Below are 16,818 nucleotides of genomic sequence, written 5' to 3' on the forward strand. Positions count from 1 at the left end.
TAGTATTTGATTTCCATCAGTCTGAGGCATCAAGCCCCGTTATTATCATGTTTTGAACAAGTAAACCCACAGATAGGATCAAAAACATCTGTGAGAAACAAATTTTAATTTAATGCAATACTGGGTAAACTTTAAGCACAGATTGCTGCACGTACGGTTTTACCGTGCGATGTCATGGTTAACTCTACCAGGAACCAGTGTGATGCAGGGAAGGCAGAAAACGTTTACAAGTATCAGCCAGGTGGTGCTGATGTGTATCACGCTACTTGCATGCGCCTCCCCTGACTACCCGCCTGCGGTCACACTAAAGAAAGTAAGCCAGGTTACGCTGCCGCCTGGCCTTGCTGAGACGTCAGGACTTTACTGTCGGGAAGACAGCCTTCTGACTATCAATGACTCAGGGAATCTGCCCCTAATCCACACCATCGACTATCAGGGAAATATACAGTCTGCCACGCGGGTCGCTGCGCCTAATAACGACTGGGAAGCAATAACGCTGACCGGTGATACGCTGGTTGTTGCTGATATTGGTAATAATCGTGGTAACCGAACCGATCTGTCGCTTATCACAATCAACAGTAAAAGCGGCGAAACGCGAAGGCGTCTGCCACTGGCATATAAGGCCAACCCGGTGTCGGCCAATCAGGCCTATGCGCATGACTTCGATGCAGAAGCGATAACAGCTGTCCAAAATACGGTGTATTTATTCTCCAAAAGCTGGGCCACGCAGATTGCCAATGTTTATCGCTTTACCCTTGATGATGATCTGACCGCATTACGCCCACAAAAGACGATTCAAGGGCTACCGGGTGTGATCACCGGTGCAGACTGGGATAGCGGACGACACCAATTTGTACTGATTGGCTATCTCAGCGATCCTTTTGGTAACTTTGATGCGTTTATTTCGCGCCTTGACCGCAATTTACGGGTACTGGATACATGGCCACTGACTGATTTCAAACAGGTAGAGGGCATATGCGTTAGCGCTAATGGCGACTACTGGATTTCACAGGAAGCAGGCAGTGGCAGTCAGGCGGTACTGGCGCAGTTTCGGCTTCAAAACGAACGCTAAGTGCCCGGCTAATACTATCCATACGCATCAGTCTTAATACGTAAAGCGATTAAACATTAACCTATACTGCAAACGTCGATAACGGCAATGGCCGTTGAAGCAACGCCAATCAGGCGGAGGCAGTATGAATACCGTTAAAGTTTTTTGTAGTTATGCACTGGCGATCACCACGCTGTTGGTCAGTGCGGCGCACGCTAATACGCTTTCACCGGCTAAATGGCTTGCATCTGCTGTCGGCGAGACAGTAGAAATCGACATGCAGGTAGATAAACATAAACTGTCTTTTAAAGGCTGCAAGCAGACCCGTTACTCGCTGACCATGTCACGACAGCTAGCCCCGGACTGGCAGGTTGAAGCCATTGCGCATTACGGCCGTGGTGCACTGAGTTTTGGTACCTTAACCCAGACAGTGAAAACACAGGCACTGGAGCTGGTAGCCTGGCATGAATTTAATGATGATATGCGGGTAGGTGTCATGCACAAGGCGCAGCCCGGTCATGAGATTGTCTTATTAATGGGCGATGACCTGGACTTACCGACCAGTAAAACGCTGGGACTGTATGTCGATATGGAGATTGGCATATCGACCGAACAGTCCGTGCGTATTACGCTTTTGCGGGAAACCTGGAATGCTGATTCGGCCTCGGTACCACTGGCGTGGCGACGTAGTCAGGACAGCCAGGTGCAGCTTAGTTACTCCATGGCGTTCTGAGTATTCACTGAAACCGCCCGGTCAAACCGGGCTTTTTTATCAAGCGGTACAGCACGCATCCTTACAACTTGAACCGACCAACCTGTGAAGCCAGTTCTGAAGACAGCGCATCGAGTTTTTCACTCAGCCTGACCAGCGAGGTCATGGCACTTAAATTTTCCTCACTGCCGCTACTGATATCATTAATACTGCGGCTCACATCTTCAATGACAATGGATTGTTGCTCCGTTGCTGCGGCCACCTGAGTATTAAGATCATTGATGGCTTCAATTTCCTGTGAGATTTCCGACAGCAGATTATCAATATTGGTCGTCGCCTCGACCACATGACCGGTCTGCGATTTACTGGTCTCCATTTTAGCGACGGCGGCCTGAGAGTCGGCCTGAAACTTATCAATTTTGGTCTGGATTTCATCGGTTGCATCAGAAGCGCGCTGTGCCAGACCGCGCACTTCATCGGCTACCACCGAAAAACCGCGACCGTGATCGCCGGCGCGCGCGGCTTCAATAGCGGCATTAAGCGCCAGCAAATTGGTCTGCTCAGAAATACCACGAATGGTGTCGAGGATCCCGCCAATGGCGCTGGTATGTTCATCCAAAGACGCGATGACCTGCGCCACATCTTCTACCTGAGAAGACAGAGTATGGATATCTTCAACGGCCTGACGGGTAATATCGCGCCCTGCAAGAACGTTGTTTGTGGCGGTGTTGGCACTGCTGGCTGCGCGGTTGGCAGACTCTGCAATTTCACCCACGGTGCTGCCCATTTGTGTCAGTGCCGAGGCTACCTGCATCGTGTGATCGCGCTGCACCTTGGTGATGTCCTCACTCAGGTGTGACTGATGCGCAACGTCAGAGGCATCCTCTGTCAGGGAACGCCCGGTTTTTGCCACTGCAGAAATGGTAGTGTGCAGATGCGAGATAAAATTGTTGAAGCCTTCAACCAGTCTGGCGGTTTCGGTTTGCCGGGGCACCTTAATGCGGGTGGTCAGATCCCCTTCGCCACGGCCCAGTTCGTGGAATGTATCGGCAAGGTGAATGATGGGGCGGCTTAAGCTGCCGGCAAGCAAAATGCCCAGCACGGCGAAAACCGCTGCAATGACCACGGACCAGAAAATAATTAACTGGCCGCTTTCATCCAGCGACGCATACAACTCATGCTTAGGCACCTGCGCAACCACATACCAGCCTGCTCTGTCCACGTAGGTACTGGCAAACAGCATAGTTTCATCATCAATCACGGTTTCGGCCATGGCATACGATTCGCCATTGGTCAGTTGGGACGCCACGTATCCGTCACTTAACTCACTCAGTGTACTGCTGCCAAGTATTGAGGTATCAGGGTGTGCGATGACGGTGCCGCTACCATCAATCAGGAACAAAAAACCGGACTCTGCAATTTTTACGTCATTCATAATTCTCAGCAGGCCATCTACTGAACGGGCTACCCCGGACATGCCGCGGCCATTGAGCTGCTGAAAATTAGCGAACAACCGGTAGCCAGCACCAGGTTCATTGTAAAGACTCAGCGATACAGCCTCGCCGCTGTCTTTATAGGCGAAAAACCAGCCGTCATACTCATCATTTTTCAGCTCACGCAGAAAGCCGTCCTGATTCCAGTAGCGATAGGTCTGGCGATCGGCAAATGAGGCCACGGTGAGATCATTAAACGCGACAACATTGTTCAGGTATTCTACCAGCTTGCGTTCGCCGTCTTTGTCTGCGCCGCTGGCACTCCACTGCGTGATCATAGGGTTGGTGGCAATACTTTGTGCTACTGACAACATAACACTGGCTTCGCGATCCACCTGATTGCCCACCTGTCTGAGCTGTGAGGGCAGCTCAACCTGCTCAACTTTTTCTGTGACCAAATCCCGGGAAATCCACTGACTTACCGAGCCAACCAGTACCGACGCTGCTAATACGGCGGTCAGCAGAGAGAAGATAAGTTTTTGCTTAATACTGAAAGTTTTTGACGTCATTACTTTCGATCACGTTGCCTGAACAAAGATTATTTTCTGCTATTGCCGACAGGAAGCGCATGCAGCAATAGTGATGAGTGTCTCACCTTCTTTAATAGTAAGTCAGAATGCTGACATTGTCTTTAACGGCTGAAAGTAACAATACTGAAGGTATAAACAAAAACGCCGCGTATCTACGCGGCGTTTTTTTATTCACAGCACTTATTAATTATCGCTGTCAGATTCTCCGGGTACCGGGAACCCTCGGTCGCGCATCAGTGCATCCACTTTTGCATCACGGCCGCGGAACTTACGGTACGCCTCAGCCGGATCCATAGCGTTACGAACGGAGAACAGATATTTCACCAGTCGCTCGCTCAGCTCTTCGTCGTAGAAACCGCCAGGTGCATTCTGGAAGGCTTCTGACGCATCAGCGGTAAGCACTTCTGCCCACATATAACCGTAGTAGGCCGCTGCATAACCTTCACCCGAGAACACGTGACCGAAGTGTGGCGTACGATGACGCATCACAATTTCTTCAGGCATATCCAGCTTTTGAAGTTCTTCACGCTCAAAGGTATCCGGCTCAATGTTCTCAGGATCGGTGGTGTGATATTTCAGATCCATGATCGCTGAGGCCATATACTCGGTGGTCTTGAAGCCTTCATTGAAGGTCGAGGCTTTCTTGATTTTTCCGACCAGCTCATCTGGAATGGGTTCGCCGGTTTCATAGTGGACCAGATAGTTATCAATCACCTCGTCGGTGGTCAGCCAGCGCTCCAGCAACTGAGACTGGAACTCGGTGTAATCACGTACCCCAGAGTGAGAGGTAGGATATTCTACATCGGCTGACAGGAAGTGCAGCGCGTGACCGAACTCGTGGAAATAGGTCTCTGCATCATCCCAGGAGATAAGCGTCGGCTCGCCTTCTGGCCCCTCTACAAAGTTAGAGTTATTTGACGCCAACACCGTTTCTTTACCATCAAACGTAGTGAACGAGCGATAGGTAGTGGCCCACGCTCCAGAACGCTTACCTTTACGCGCAAACGGATCCAAATACCACAGGCCAATATGCTCACCGGTGTCTTTGTCAGTGACTTCCCAGACTTTCACATCAGGATGGAAGACAGGCACTTTGCCTTCTTCAACCGGCGTAAAGTCAAAGTTAAATAAGCGGCCGGCAACGTAGAACATGGCATTACGCAGCTTATCCAGTTGCAGGTATTCTTTTACTTCGTTGGAATTAAGGTCGTACTTAGCCTGACGTACCTTTTCTGCGTAGAAGCGGTAGTCCCACGGCTCGATAGTAATATCTGCGCCTTCTTCATTCGCAATTTCCTGCATGTCCTCGACTTCCTGCTCTACGCGGGCAATGGCGGCAGGCCAGACTTTCATCATCAGATCCATGGCATTGTCGGGATTTTTCGCCATGCGGGTTTCCAGACGCCAGTCGGCATAGTTGTCGTAGCCAAGCAATTCAACGCGTTCGTCACGCAGGGTCAGGATCTGTTTGATAATCTCGTTGTTATCATACTCGTCACCGTTATCACCGCGGTTATAATAAGTGCGCCATACCTGCTCGCGCAATTCACGGTTGGTGGAGTAGGTCAGAAACGGATCCATCGATGAACGGGTATTGGTGATGGCGTACATGTCTGGCTTGCCGCGTTCAGTGGCGGCCGACTTTGCCGCTTTCACGAACGAGTCAGGCAGGCCGTCCAGCTGATCTTCGCTGATATAGGTGACATAGTTTTCTTCGTCAGCCAGTACATTGTTTGAAAACTTGGTATACAGTGACGCCAGTTCCTGATTGATTTCGGCATAGCGCTTCTTCGCTTCGCCTTCCAGCGTGGCACCATTGTGCGCGAATTCGTTGTAAATCAGCCAGGTAATGCGCTGTTCTTCGTCAGTGAGGCTGTCTAACTCGTCAGATTCATACACCGCCTTCACACGCTCAAACAGTTTCTCGTTCTGGGTGATTTTTGAGAAAAATGCAGACAGTTTTGGAGACATTTCGGCCTGAATTTCGCGGAACTCCGGGCTGGATTTGTTGGAACTCCAGATCCCGTAGTAAGTAAACACGCGACCCAGTTCGTCACCCGCTTTTTCCATGGCAACAATGACATTTTCAAAGGTCGGCTCGGCCGGGTTGTTGGCAATGGCCTCGATTTCTTCAAGGTTTAATGCCATGGCTTTTTCAAGCGCAGGTTTGAGGTCGCTCAGCTGCATACTTTCAAATGCAGGGACGCCGCCGTATGGCCCGTCAAATTCCTGCAAAAGCACGTTGTCGAACTCAGCCTGAGCTGTTGCGGCAGGCATTTGTGAATCACCTTCTGTCTTGTCTGGAGCGTTCTGATTCGAGCATGCACCTAATGCAGCTACTACGGCAAGTGCCGTCACAGATGTTTTAAATTTTCCCATGAAATATCCTGTCTTAGTTATGATTATAGGGCCAGCAGACCCGAGGAACGATGCACGCGGGTTGAAGAGATCTAAGGCTTCTTTCCAATCCCATTTTACACCTTCCCTAGTATGACCAATCCATACTAGAGGAACAGGCATTTAAGTTAAATGCCTTTTACCTCATTAACATGTTGTATACCGCGTGTAGCCTGCACTTTACAGCATTTCACTATTCAACAAACTGTCATCAAAAAACCATTGAGAGTCAGCGTTACAGCGATTAGACTCTGCGCAAATTTCCAGCTGCTATAACACGATAAGGACACGCCTGATGGGTGAACTGATTCTTCATACCCTACCTGTGGTATTCGCGATTGCGTCGTTCTGGTCCAATACCGAGCGCAAATTGTTGCTGCTCAATCTTGGCCTGTGCGTGTCTATTGCCTCGCTTTTGTTGCTGCAACAGGCCTGGGGTGGCGCCCTGGTCATTACAGTTGCAGGACTGAGTACCACTTACCGGCTGGTCACTCAGCGCTTACTGGGCAAAGCTGCGACCTATGTCACCATTGTGATCATGTCGTCGCTGGTGGGAGTCATCAATAACCTGACCGGTCAGACAGGCATCCTTGAACTAATGCCAGTCATGACCTTTATTTTTTACCGCTATGGTGAGCTGCACTGCAGAGAGGCGGGTCTGAGACTATGTATGGTGATCGGTTCAGGGCTGTTTACGGTGTACGGTGTGCTGACAGAAACCTGGGGGCTGGCGCTGACTGAGTTGCTGTTTGCCTTCTCTAACAGCTGGTTCTATCTCAGGCTACGCCGCAATGCGGCCCAGTCAGCGGCCTGACCTGGTGACATTGGCCGCACGCAGTTGTGTGCGGCATCCGGCGTTCGCCTGATTAATGGACAGGCTTCTGCAGATCATGAGGCGCGTCGCCGCGTATTCTCCCGTTTCACAAAAACAAAGGTCAGGTACATTTTAGTCGGAAGAGACAGGGCTAGACCAATAGCCATCATGGATGCGCCAAGCAGCAAGCCTTTTATGCCCCACAGTTCCGGCAGGGGGGAGTAGCTGACGATATAGTGCCCGCCTGTGATGAGCAGTATACCCAGTACCATTACTCCTTTTAACAGACGCAGTGTTTGCTGATTGTTCATTACCCCCTCCCAGACAGTGCCCGGTGCACTCACCTATAGGTAGAGAATAGTCGGGGGGTGACCAACGTGAGTTGATGTAAATCAGCAAATCCCGATTGTTATGCAAATACTACGGTTTTATTGCGGTGAATAATCACACGGTCTTCCAGGTGATAGCGCACGCCGTGGGCAAGTGCGGTGACCTCACAGTCCTTGCCCTTGCGCACCATGTCTGCGGCCGAATCACTGTGACTGATACGTTTCACGCTTTGTTCAATGATAGGGCCCTCATCCAGATCCTGGGTCACATAATGGCAGGTGGCGCCGATCAGCTTCACGCCGCGGTCATACGCCTGCTGATACGGGCGGGCACCCGCGAAGCTGGGCAGAAAGCTGTGATGAATATTGATGGCTTTGCCATTGATTGTCTGACACAACCAGTCAGGCAGAATCTGCATAAAGCGCGCAAGCACGGTGAGATCGACGTTATAGTCACTCAGCAGCGTTGCGATTTGTTCAAAGGCCCGGTCTTTACCTAACGTTTTAAAGTCCACCCAGTGAAAGGGCACATCATACCATTTGGCAAACTGCTCCATTTGCGGGTGATTGGCGATAATGCAGGGAATATCGCAATGCAGTTCGCCGGTATGCCAGCGGTGCAGCAGATCAACCAGACAGTGAGACTCCACACTACCCAGCAAGGCCACCCGTCGCTTGTGGTTTGAGTCATTAAGCGACCACTGCATCTGGTACTCATTGGCAATGGGGGCGAACTCATTCACAAAGCTGGCATAGTCTAGCTTGATGGAACTGGCACCAATTTCGTGGCGCATGAAAAAACGTTTTGTTTGCAAATCAGTATGATGGCTGGCTTCAACGATAGTAGCACCATGATCGGCAAGGAACTGGGCAACACTGGCGACCAGGCCCACCTGATCAGGACAATCTATGACAAGACGATAGGTTTGCTGCATGACGAAAAAAGATTGTGAGACAGAGCGCTAGTTTCTGCGTAATGAGCCTAAATGTAAAGGTTGCAACAGCGCAGCCGCTGTTTCTGGTATCCACGCACGTCGCGAGTGAAGCCTATGTCTGTTCCCAGTTATGTGTTGAGGGCTTAGGGAAGATAAACACCGCGCTTATCAGTCCCGGCAGATTGCCAGGCAAATTGTTAAAAACTCAGGCCTTGCCGAACAAAATGTGCAAAGCTACCTTCAGTAACCCGGCAAGCTGAAGGTGTATTTGTTTTATGCGTGGCGGCGTCTATGCCCTGGCTGGCATTGTCTCGTTCACAGCAGTCCCCGCTTTAGTTTCTCGCGCACCGATAAGTTTTCGCGCAGCGCCCAGCTATGACGGATCGGGTAAGTCACGCCTGAAGGTGTCGACACAGATTCAAACAGATGAAAGCCCTGAATCTGCATCAGTACGTCCGGTGCAAACAGCGGCACTGGCGTGGTGGCAGAGGCTTTGCGGATGAGCGTGACATGCGGCTTATAATCACGGCCTTCCACGTCGATGCCTGCCTGTCTGGCCGCTTTGCGGGTGTATTTCGCTAAATCAAACAGAGTTTGTGGCGGTGTCTGCGGGGCCGCAAACAAAATTTTTGGACCACTCCAGATACCGCTGGCGTCGAGGTGTACATCGAATGGCTCACACACGATATCATTCAGTGTCTGGCACAGCGCTTCGTGCTGACGATCGCTGATATGACCCAGAAAACACAGTGTCATATGGTAATTGGCCGCTGGCACGGCATAGGGTGATGCCGGAGCCACACCGGCTACGCGCTGCTTGCCGCGCACCTTTTTGGTTTTCGGGGATGACGTGGAGGTATCGGGCCGCGGCATGATCTCTGGCAGGGCCTGCTGACGCCATGTGTCCAGCGCCATCTTCTCTGCCGGCGCAAGATCAAGTCCAATAAAAGTTCGCATCTGAATCCTCCCGATATGGCCTGAGCACGCTGGCGCCAGATGATACCGGCTTGCAGCGCCGCCCGCCAGGACTGTCGTCTGCCAGTGCGCACGCACAGAAGGCCGGACACATCTGATTACGGCCACCCTGCATGCTGTGATCAGCGCAGCGGCATGGCCGGGGAACCGGAACCCTGTGCTGAGCGTTCAGATCCCAGCACACACTGGTATAATGCCGGTCTCTTTGCCCGCAGCCATCAGGTAAGTATGACGCAGGAAAATGCCCAATTGCCAGCGCAGTCGTTGATTGCGCCACTCGCCCAGGCCATCGCCGACAAAAATGTGATAATTGGCGCGCCGCCGGGAGCCGGGAAATCGACAGTGTTACCGCAGGCGCTGCTGCCCCACGTTGACGGAAAAATTCTGGTCATGCAGCCACGTCGGGTCGTGGTGCGCAGTCTGGCTGGGTACCTGGCGCAATTACTGGGCGAGAAAGTGGGGGCAACCATTGGCTACCGGATCCGCGGCGAAGCAAAGTCGGGTCCGGATACGCGCATAGAGATTATCACCGAAGGGATCCTTGCCCGGCTTATCCAGAGCGATCCCGAGTTGCACGGTATTGGTGCCATTGTATTTGACGAGTTTCACGAGCGCAGTATACACAGCGACTTCGGGCTGGCGCTGGCACTGGATGTTCAGGCAGGCCTGCGTGACGATCTGCGCCTGGTGGTAATGTCAGCGACACTCGACACCGGCGCCTTGCAGGCATTGCTGCCAGATGCCGCCCTGCTAACCACCGAAGGCCGGGCGTATCCGGTCAGTGTGGTGTATGGCAAGGATGTGCCAGGTGCACACATTGTTTCGCAGGTTATCGCTACGCTGCGTTATGCATTGCATACCCATGAGGGAGATGTGCTGGTATTTCTGCCCGGACAGGGGGCAATAAACCACATTGCCGGTCAGCTCAATACGTTGCCTGGTGCGATCGGCAGTGTAATTCACAGACTCTACGGTGCACTGCCGAAAGCGCAGCAGGATGCGGCACTGAAGCCTGATGCGATGGGACGTCGCAAAGTTATTCTGGCCACCAACATTGCCGAAACCAGCCTCACCATTGACGGCATAGAAGTCGTGATCGACAGCGGTCTGGAGAACATTGCCAGTTTTAACCCCTCAAGCGGCCTGACAACACTCAGACAACAGCGTATTTCTCAGGCATCAGCCAGGCAGCGCGCCGGACGTGCTGGCCGGGTGCAGGCTGGCCATTGCTACCGGCTCTGGTCGCAGGCCAGCCACGAACGCCTGTCTGAGCATACTGCGCCACAAATTAAGCGTGTGGATATTGCCCCGTTGTTGCTCGATACACTGAACTGGGGGTGCAACTTAGACGAACTGGCCATGTTGTCACGCCCCGATGCCGCGCAGGTAGATGTCGCCCGGGCGTTACTTGTGCAGATAGGCGCGCTGGATGAAAGTTACAAGCTGACAGCGATGGGCCGCGACATTGCCGCTATTCCCTGTCACCCGCGTCTGGCCGCCATGCTACTGCGCGTAAAAAACATGGACACCCACACATCGGCAAACCTGGACACCCGACTTTTACGACAGGCTGCGCCCTGGGTGGTAGCACTGGCAGAAGACAGTGCGCGCTCTGATCAGACGCATATTTCAGAGGCACTGATGAAGCTTGATGCGAGCGCCCGCAGACGTATGGAAAATCAGGCCAGACGGTTTGCCCGTTATTGTGGTGCCGATGTGAATGCGCTGAGTCCTGCGCATCTGGACAGTGAGGCCATCGCCGCCTGTGTTGCGCTGGCTTATTCCGATCGCGTTGCCTATCGGCGCAATAATCGCTACAAACTGGCGTCTGGCAAAGGTGCCAGCTACAACGCCGCGTCACAACCACAATGGTTGTCAGTGTTGCACGCCCAGGATCAGGGAACAGAGGTTGCGCTGCGAATGATTCAGCCGGTATCCCAGGAAACACTGAACGCGCTGTTTCCCGGTGCCTTCGTGCAGCGTGATGTTGTGCGTTTTAATGCCGACCGACAGGCCATGGAGGCGCGCAGGGTCACTGGGTTTGGTGAGATTGACCTTACTTATGAACCGATTGGCAAAATTGCCTCAAGCCAGTGGGTCGACGCCTGGCTACGCTTTCTGAGTGAACGGCAGATACAGGACTGGCCGCTAGGCGAAGAGGCCTGGCAATGGTGGCGACGGCTTAGCCTGGCTGCCAGCCTTGCACTGCCAATTGACGATCACGGACAAGGACTTACCTGGCCAGGTTCGCTGACAACGCTGGTTGAGGGGGCACGAGACAGCCTGGCGTCATACCTTAAAAAATGCCGTAGTCTGCGCGAACTTAGTGCAATACCCTGGGCCACAGTGCTTCACCAAAGCCTGCCCTGGCCTTTACAGCAGGCACTGTCCAGCCAGTTACCAACGCAGCTACCCGTCCCCAGTGGCCGGAAACATGCGCTTCGCTATGACGACAACCAGCAGGTGGTGCTGGCAGTGCGAATGCAGGAAATGTACGGACAGACACAACCGCTGAGTATCGCCGGAGGCCGGATTACGGTGACACTAGAACTGTTGTCGCCCGCCGGCAGGCCAATACAAACAACGGCAGATCTGGCCAACTTCTGGCAGGGCAGCTACCTGGATATTCAAAAGGAAATGAAAGGGCGTTACCCCAAACACTTCTGGCCCGACGATCCGACCACTGCCCAGGCCACAACCCGCACCAAAAATGCAATGAACTGAATTTCAAGGGTTTAATGGTTGCTAAGAGAGAATCAGAGAGCGCTTAAAAAATGAACTGAGACCAAGGTCGTATTTTGCCATTGCCAACATTCGTTTATCCATGCTTTTATAGATTAAGTTGTACAAAAATAGACCAGTAGTAGCTGGGTGAACAACGTAACCAGAGGAATGTAGCATGGACAGAGTAGCATTAGTCACAGGTGGGACCAGAGGTATTGGTGAAGCGATATGTACGGCGCTGAAAGAGGCCGGCTACACTGTTGTAGCGAACTATGGTGGGAATGAGAAAGCAGCGGAAGCATTCAGTCAGAAAACCGGGATCCCGGCAATTAAATTTGATGTGTCTGACTTTGAGCAAACACGAGAAGCGATTAATCAGATAGAAAACGATTTTGGACCGATTGATGTGCTGGTAAACAATGCCGGGATCACCCGGGATGGCACCATGCACCGAATGAATTTTGAAAACTGGGATGCGGTTATTCAGACTAACCTCGCCTCCTGTTTTAATACGTCAAAGGCCGTTATTGAAGGAATGCGGCAACGCGGCTTTGGCCGAATTGTGAATATTGGCTCGGTCAATGGCCAGGCCGGCCAGTATGGACAGGTGAACTATGCGGCAGCGAAATCCGGGATCCATGGCTTTACCAAAGCGCTGGCTCTGGAAAACGCGGCGAAAGGGATCACCGTGAACGCCGTTGCGCCGGGGTATGTGGATACGGATATGGTGCGCGCGGTCCCGCCGGAAGTCCTTGAGAAAATTATCTCAACGATTCCGGTTGGACGTTTGGGTAAACCCGAAGACATTGCTAACAGCGTATTGTTTTTGGTGAAGGATAACGCCAGCTTTATTACGGGCTCCACCATTTCAATCAACGGTGGTCAGCACATGTATTAGGCGTCAGCCTTTTTCTGACCCTGACGATTGTCAGGGTCGTCATTCTGCGACTCGGAAGGCGTGGATTTAACCCCAATTTTTTGCATCAGAGTCATGCCCGGAAAGCCATCGGCCACCATCTTATGGTCTTTTTGATAAGCACGGATCCCCTGACGGGTTGCCGGTCCGATAATGCCGTCGGCGATGCCCACATCATAGCCCTTTTCATTCAGATGCTGTTGCAGCGCAATGATATCGTCGCGGCTGTACGCGGGCAGATCCGGAAGTGATGCTTCAAGTCCTGATGCACCGGCAATACGATCGGCCAGGTGGCCTACGGCAATGGCGTAGAATTCAGAGTTGTTCCAGCGCATGATTACACGAAAGTTGTGGTAGGCCATAAACGCCGGACCGGTGTGACCGGCGGGCACCACAATATAGGCACTGATATCACTGTCGCCCAGTGGCGAGCCATCCGCTTTGGTCACCCCCTGTTCCTGCCACGCACTTAGCGGGCGGCGGTTGTCATAACCGGACAGCTGGTAATTAAAGTTATCTGGCAGTTGTATTTCACGCCCCCAGCGAAAACCAGGCTGCCAGCCGAGGTTAGCCAGAAAATTGGCCGCGGAGGTCAGCGCATCTTCTTCACTGTCCCACAGATTCACCTGACCATCCCCATTGCCGTCGATAGCATAGCTGGCATAGGCCGACGGCATAAACTGAGTATGTCCCATTGCACCGGCCCAGGAGCCGACCATCGCAGTGGGTGTCAGAGATTCACGTTCAAGCAATTCCAGAGCGACCATTAGCTCGCCGGTGAAATACTCACTTCTGCGTTCATCGCAGGCCAGCGTGGCGAGTGAGTCGAGGACTGGCATCTTACCTTTATAGGTGCCGAAATTGGTTTCCAGCCCCCAGAAAGCCAGCAGGTAGTGTGGCGGTATTCCGTATTTATCACTTAGCTGTTCAAGCAAATCACGGTGTTCATCAAAAAGACTCTGACCTTTACTGACCCGCCAGTCAGTCACCCGCTTACTGAAATACCCGGGGAAGGTTTGCACAAATTCTGGCTGGCTGCGATCCAGTTCAATGACCCGCGCCTGATAACGAAGATCGCCAATGACGTCCTCAGCGGTTGCACGGCTAAGCCCCCTGGCTTTGGCTTTTTCAGTCAGTGTTGTCTTGCAGGCGGCGAAGTCAGCGTCTGTCGCCGTCACGGAAAAAGAGGCGGTGCTGGTGGCAGAGGCAAGCAGCATTGCCCGAAGAAGAAAACGAATCATATAAGATACCCTTATTGCCGAAGGCTTCATGCTATCGCAACCACAACGGCAAAAGCGAGAGAAAAAGTCAGGCCATCTGCCTGATACCGGTTGGAAAAAGTAACGCTGGATATTTACAGCACCATCAGGTGTGGCCATAACGGCGCACAAACGCAGTTAAGACTGAGAGATTATGGGCAGTCATATGAATAGTGTGCGCGTGGGCGGGCGATGTTGTCTGGTGATGTGGCTTAATTCCTCAATACCAGAATGCGCTGCCCGAGACCCGTTAGCCCGCCTGGTCCCGCTTTCAGGCGTATTTATGAATAAAGTCTGTTATGACCGGACGTACCTGTTTTCTGAACTTTGAGCCGCTGAATATCCCGTAGTGTCCGGCACCCTGCTGCACATGATGGCAGCGCATCGAACGGGGAATGTTTTTACACAGATTCTGCGCCGCTTCGGTCTGGCCCAGCCCGCAAATATCGTCATCGGCACCCTCAACGGTCAGTAGTGCGGTATTCTCAATAGCCTCAAAATTGACCGGCGCTCCTTGATAGGTAATCGCTCCGCGCGCGACTTCGTTATTCTTAAAGATCCGCTCAATTGTCTCGAGGTAGAATTCAGCAGGCATATCCAGCACGGCGAGGTATTCATCGTAAAACGCCCGGAAACGATCGGCGTCTTCCTCTTCCCCAAACACCAGGTTCTGGTAAAAGTTAATATACTTCTTAATATGCGATTGCTGGTTCATACTGATAAAGCCCCCCAGTTGCATAAAGCCGGGGTATACCTCCCGCCCTTCACCCGGGTAGCCGTGTGGTACTTTCATGATAGCCACGTTACGAAACCAGGCCATTGAGCGTTCTTTGGAAAACTCGTTGACACGGGTGGGGTTTTTGCTGGTATCAATGGGGCCTGCCATCAGTGTCAGTGACTTAGGCACACAGTTATTTTTTTGTTCAGCCATAACAGCCGTCGCAATCAGCGCCTGAACGGTGGGCTGACAAATCGCCATTAAGTGTGTACCCGGGCCGAGGTACTCCAGAAATTCAATCAGGTAAGACACATAGCAGTCGAAGGAAAACGGTCCCTCGTCAAGCGGCACTTCACGCGCATCGCCCCAGTCTGTTACATAGATTTCGTGATCCGGCAACAGGGCTTCAACGGTGCCCCGTAACAAAGTAGCGTGATGCCCGGAAAGTGGCGCAACCAGCAACACTTTATGATCGTCGTGCAGCCCTTTGCGATTAAAGTGGATTAGGTCACAAAATGGCTTACTCATTACCACATCTTCATGCACCGCATAGGTTTTACTCTCGACGGTGATTTCATCGATATTGAAGCCCAGCTTCTCGTAGCGCTGGGTAAGGCGCATGGCTGTTTCTAAACCGGCTTTCGTAAAACGCCCCGCAATGGTATGTGTAAACGGGTTTGCCGGATGTGCAGACATATCATGAAGCAAGCTCAACCCTTCGTGCACAATATGCGCAGAACGGGTGAAGTAGTCGTATGCCTGATAGTTCATGACAGGTCTCCTGGCGGGGTGTTACGGCAAAAATACACGATGTGAGAAGCGTGGCAGACGCGACGCAGCACGCCGCTAAAACTAGCGGCGTACCCGAATCACTTACTTCTTAGCGGCTGCCGTGAAGTCACTGGTAAAGCCTTTCATCAGCTCACCGGCTTTCTGTTGCGCATCATTTAAAATGGCATAGTTACTTTTGGCGGCGTCAGAGACACTGGTTTGTACTGTTTCCATGTACGATTTTTGTGTTTCTGCCAGTGCCATCAGATCTTTTTGCTGTGACGCTTTTTCAAAGTAGGCCATGCCTTCAGACAGCAGTGAGGAATACAGTGCATTCTGCTTCTCAGCCAGTTCCTGCATGGTGCTCATATTCAGCGTAGCCAGATCGGTCATTGGCTTCATCGCGTTTTTAAATTGCTCGTTAAATTGTTCAAACATAGTGGTTCTCCCGAGGGGTTAAGTAGTTAACTAACTGGATTTGGTTGTGCCTGATTTTTTTGCCGCCGTGCGTTTGGCACGACTCGCCGGTTTTTTGGTACCAGTGGTCGTGGCGTCACCGCTGCTGGCAGTTGACGCAGACTTCGCAGCGGTTGTGGTGGCTTTTGCTGTCTCACTGGTGCTGGTGTCCGCCGCTTTTACTGCTGTCTGCGTAGTTCTTTTGGTTGTCGCTGTGGCCGACTTCGTGGCGCCTGATGCGGCTTTGCTCGCCGTATTACTGGCAGCACTGCTCACCGACTGCGCCGACTTTACTGTTTCTTTCACCTGCTTCTGGGCTGATGTTGCCGCCTGATTAAGCGACGTGCGTACTACTTCGGTGGTCTCATCGCGAAGCTGGTTCAGCGTGTGATAGGTGTCTTTTGTGGTTGTTGCCAGACGATCACGCATAGACTCTGCACATTCTGACTGCGCAGCCAGCATGTGATTAATATCAGACGCATCGCTCAGTGTTTTCAGATAGGTTGTGCTGTCATCCAGTAACCCGGTAAATAAGCTTGTTTGATACCCTGACAGCGTTTCCAGCGTCTTCGCATTGAGCGCCATCAGACTGTTCAGGGGTGCTGCAGACTTCTTCAGTTGTTCTGAGAATGTGCCAAACATGATTTTCTCCGCCTGATTTTAATACCGTGTGCTGCGGTGCAGCAAGATGTGGTTAAATAATAGGCAGTGAGGGGCGGCAACGTCAAGCGAAATATG

Annotated in this window: 14 protein-coding genes; 5 read left to right on the forward strand and 9 right to left on the reverse strand. The window is 52.1% G+C overall.

Translation table 11 applies throughout. The features are described 5' to 3' along the window. Positions 1-199: 199 nt before the first annotated feature. Together IE054_RS04495 and IE054_RS04500 are read left to right on the forward strand one after the other, a co-directional pair. Positions 200-1,072: an SdiA-regulated/phytase-like domain-containing protein gene (locus IE054_RS04495; protein WP_189403892.1), complete on the forward strand. Its 873-nt coding sequence runs from the start codon at positions 200-202 to the stop codon at positions 1,070-1,072. A gap of 124 nt (positions 1,073-1,196) precedes the next feature. After that, positions 1,197-1,784, forward strand: a complete 588-nt coding sequence (locus IE054_RS04500) for a hypothetical protein (protein ID WP_189403893.1) — start codon at positions 1,197-1,199, stop codon at positions 1,782-1,784. A gap of 61 nt (positions 1,785-1,845) precedes the next feature. On the opposite strand, the gene IE054_RS04505 is transcribed toward IE054_RS04500, so the two are convergent. Beyond that, positions 1,846-3,765 carry a methyl-accepting chemotaxis protein gene (locus IE054_RS04505; RefSeq protein WP_189403894.1) on the reverse strand — a complete coding sequence of 640 codons (1,920 nt, stop codon included), beginning with the start codon at positions 3,763-3,765 and terminating at the stop codon, positions 1,846-1,848. 204 nt (positions 3,766-3,969) lie between these two features. Next, a complete protein-coding gene (locus IE054_RS04510; protein WP_189403895.1) occupies positions 3,970-6,165 on the reverse strand; it encodes a M3 family metallopeptidase in 2,196 nt (731 codons plus the stop codon). 313 nt (positions 6,166-6,478) lie between these two features. Between IE054_RS04510 and IE054_RS04515 the strand changes: the two genes are divergently transcribed. Beyond that, a complete protein-coding gene (locus IE054_RS04515; RefSeq protein WP_189403896.1) occupies positions 6,479-6,997 on the forward strand; it encodes a YgjV family protein in 519 nt (172 codons plus the stop codon). Positions 6,998-7,071: 74 nt separating this feature from the next. Here the strand turns inward: IE054_RS04515 and IE054_RS04520 are convergent, their stop codons facing one another. The 3 genes from IE054_RS04520 to thpR form a co-directional block, all read right to left on the reverse strand. Continuing rightward, positions 7,072-7,308 (reverse strand): hypothetical protein, encoded by a 237-nt coding sequence (locus IE054_RS04520; RefSeq protein ID WP_189403897.1) that lies wholly within the window; start codon positions 7,306-7,308, stop codon positions 7,072-7,074. A gap of 98 nt (positions 7,309-7,406) precedes the next feature. Further along, positions 7,407-8,261, reverse strand: a complete 855-nt coding sequence (purU, locus tag IE054_RS04525; protein WP_189403898.1) for a formyltetrahydrofolate deformylase — start codon at positions 8,259-8,261, stop codon at positions 7,407-7,409. A 315-nt stretch (positions 8,262-8,576) separates the two neighbouring features. Then, complete coding sequence (gene thpR / locus IE054_RS04530; protein ID WP_189403899.1) at positions 8,577-9,218, reverse strand: RNA 2',3'-cyclic phosphodiesterase; 642 nt, start codon at positions 9,216-9,218, stop codon at positions 8,577-8,579. 153 nt (positions 9,219-9,371) lie between these two features. Between thpR and hrpB the strand changes: the two genes are divergently transcribed. Together hrpB and phbB are read left to right on the forward strand one after the other, a co-directional pair. Further along, entirely contained in the window at positions 9,372-11,960 is a 2,589-nt protein-coding gene (gene hrpB, locus IE054_RS04535; RefSeq protein WP_229805003.1) for an ATP-dependent helicase HrpB, read from the forward strand. A 175-nt stretch (positions 11,961-12,135) separates the two neighbouring features. Next, positions 12,136-12,858, forward strand: a complete 723-nt coding sequence (phbB, locus tag IE054_RS04540; protein ID WP_189403900.1) for an acetoacetyl-CoA reductase — start codon at positions 12,136-12,138, stop codon at positions 12,856-12,858. On the opposite strand, the gene IE054_RS04545 is transcribed toward phbB, so the two are convergent. From IE054_RS04545 to phaP, 4 genes are all read right to left on the reverse strand, one after another. Then, complete coding sequence (locus IE054_RS04545; protein WP_229805004.1) at positions 12,855-14,117, reverse strand: lytic murein transglycosylase; 1,263 nt, start codon at positions 14,115-14,117, stop codon at positions 12,855-12,857. The two genes, phbB and IE054_RS04545, sit on opposite strands and share 4 nt — an antisense overlap. Before the next feature lie 289 nt (positions 14,118-14,406). Next, complete coding sequence (locus IE054_RS04550; RefSeq protein WP_189403902.1) at positions 14,407-15,624, reverse strand: polyhydroxyalkanoate depolymerase; 1,218 nt, start codon at positions 15,622-15,624, stop codon at positions 14,407-14,409. Between the two features lie 102 nt (positions 15,625-15,726). Then, entirely contained in the window at positions 15,727-16,062 is a 336-nt protein-coding gene (locus IE054_RS04555; protein ID WP_189403903.1) for a phasin family protein, read from the reverse strand. A gap of 30 nt (positions 16,063-16,092) precedes the next feature. Then, a complete protein-coding gene (gene phaP / locus IE054_RS04560) occupies positions 16,093-16,722 on the reverse strand; it encodes a TIGR01841 family phasin (RefSeq protein ID WP_189403904.1) in 630 nt (209 codons plus the stop codon). Positions 16,723-16,818: the final 96 nt, after the last annotated feature.

The sequence above is a fragment of the Alteromonas halophila genome (genome assembly GCF_014651815.1).
Taxonomy (GTDB): domain Bacteria; phylum Pseudomonadota; class Gammaproteobacteria; order Enterobacterales; family Alteromonadaceae; genus Alteromonas; species Alteromonas halophila.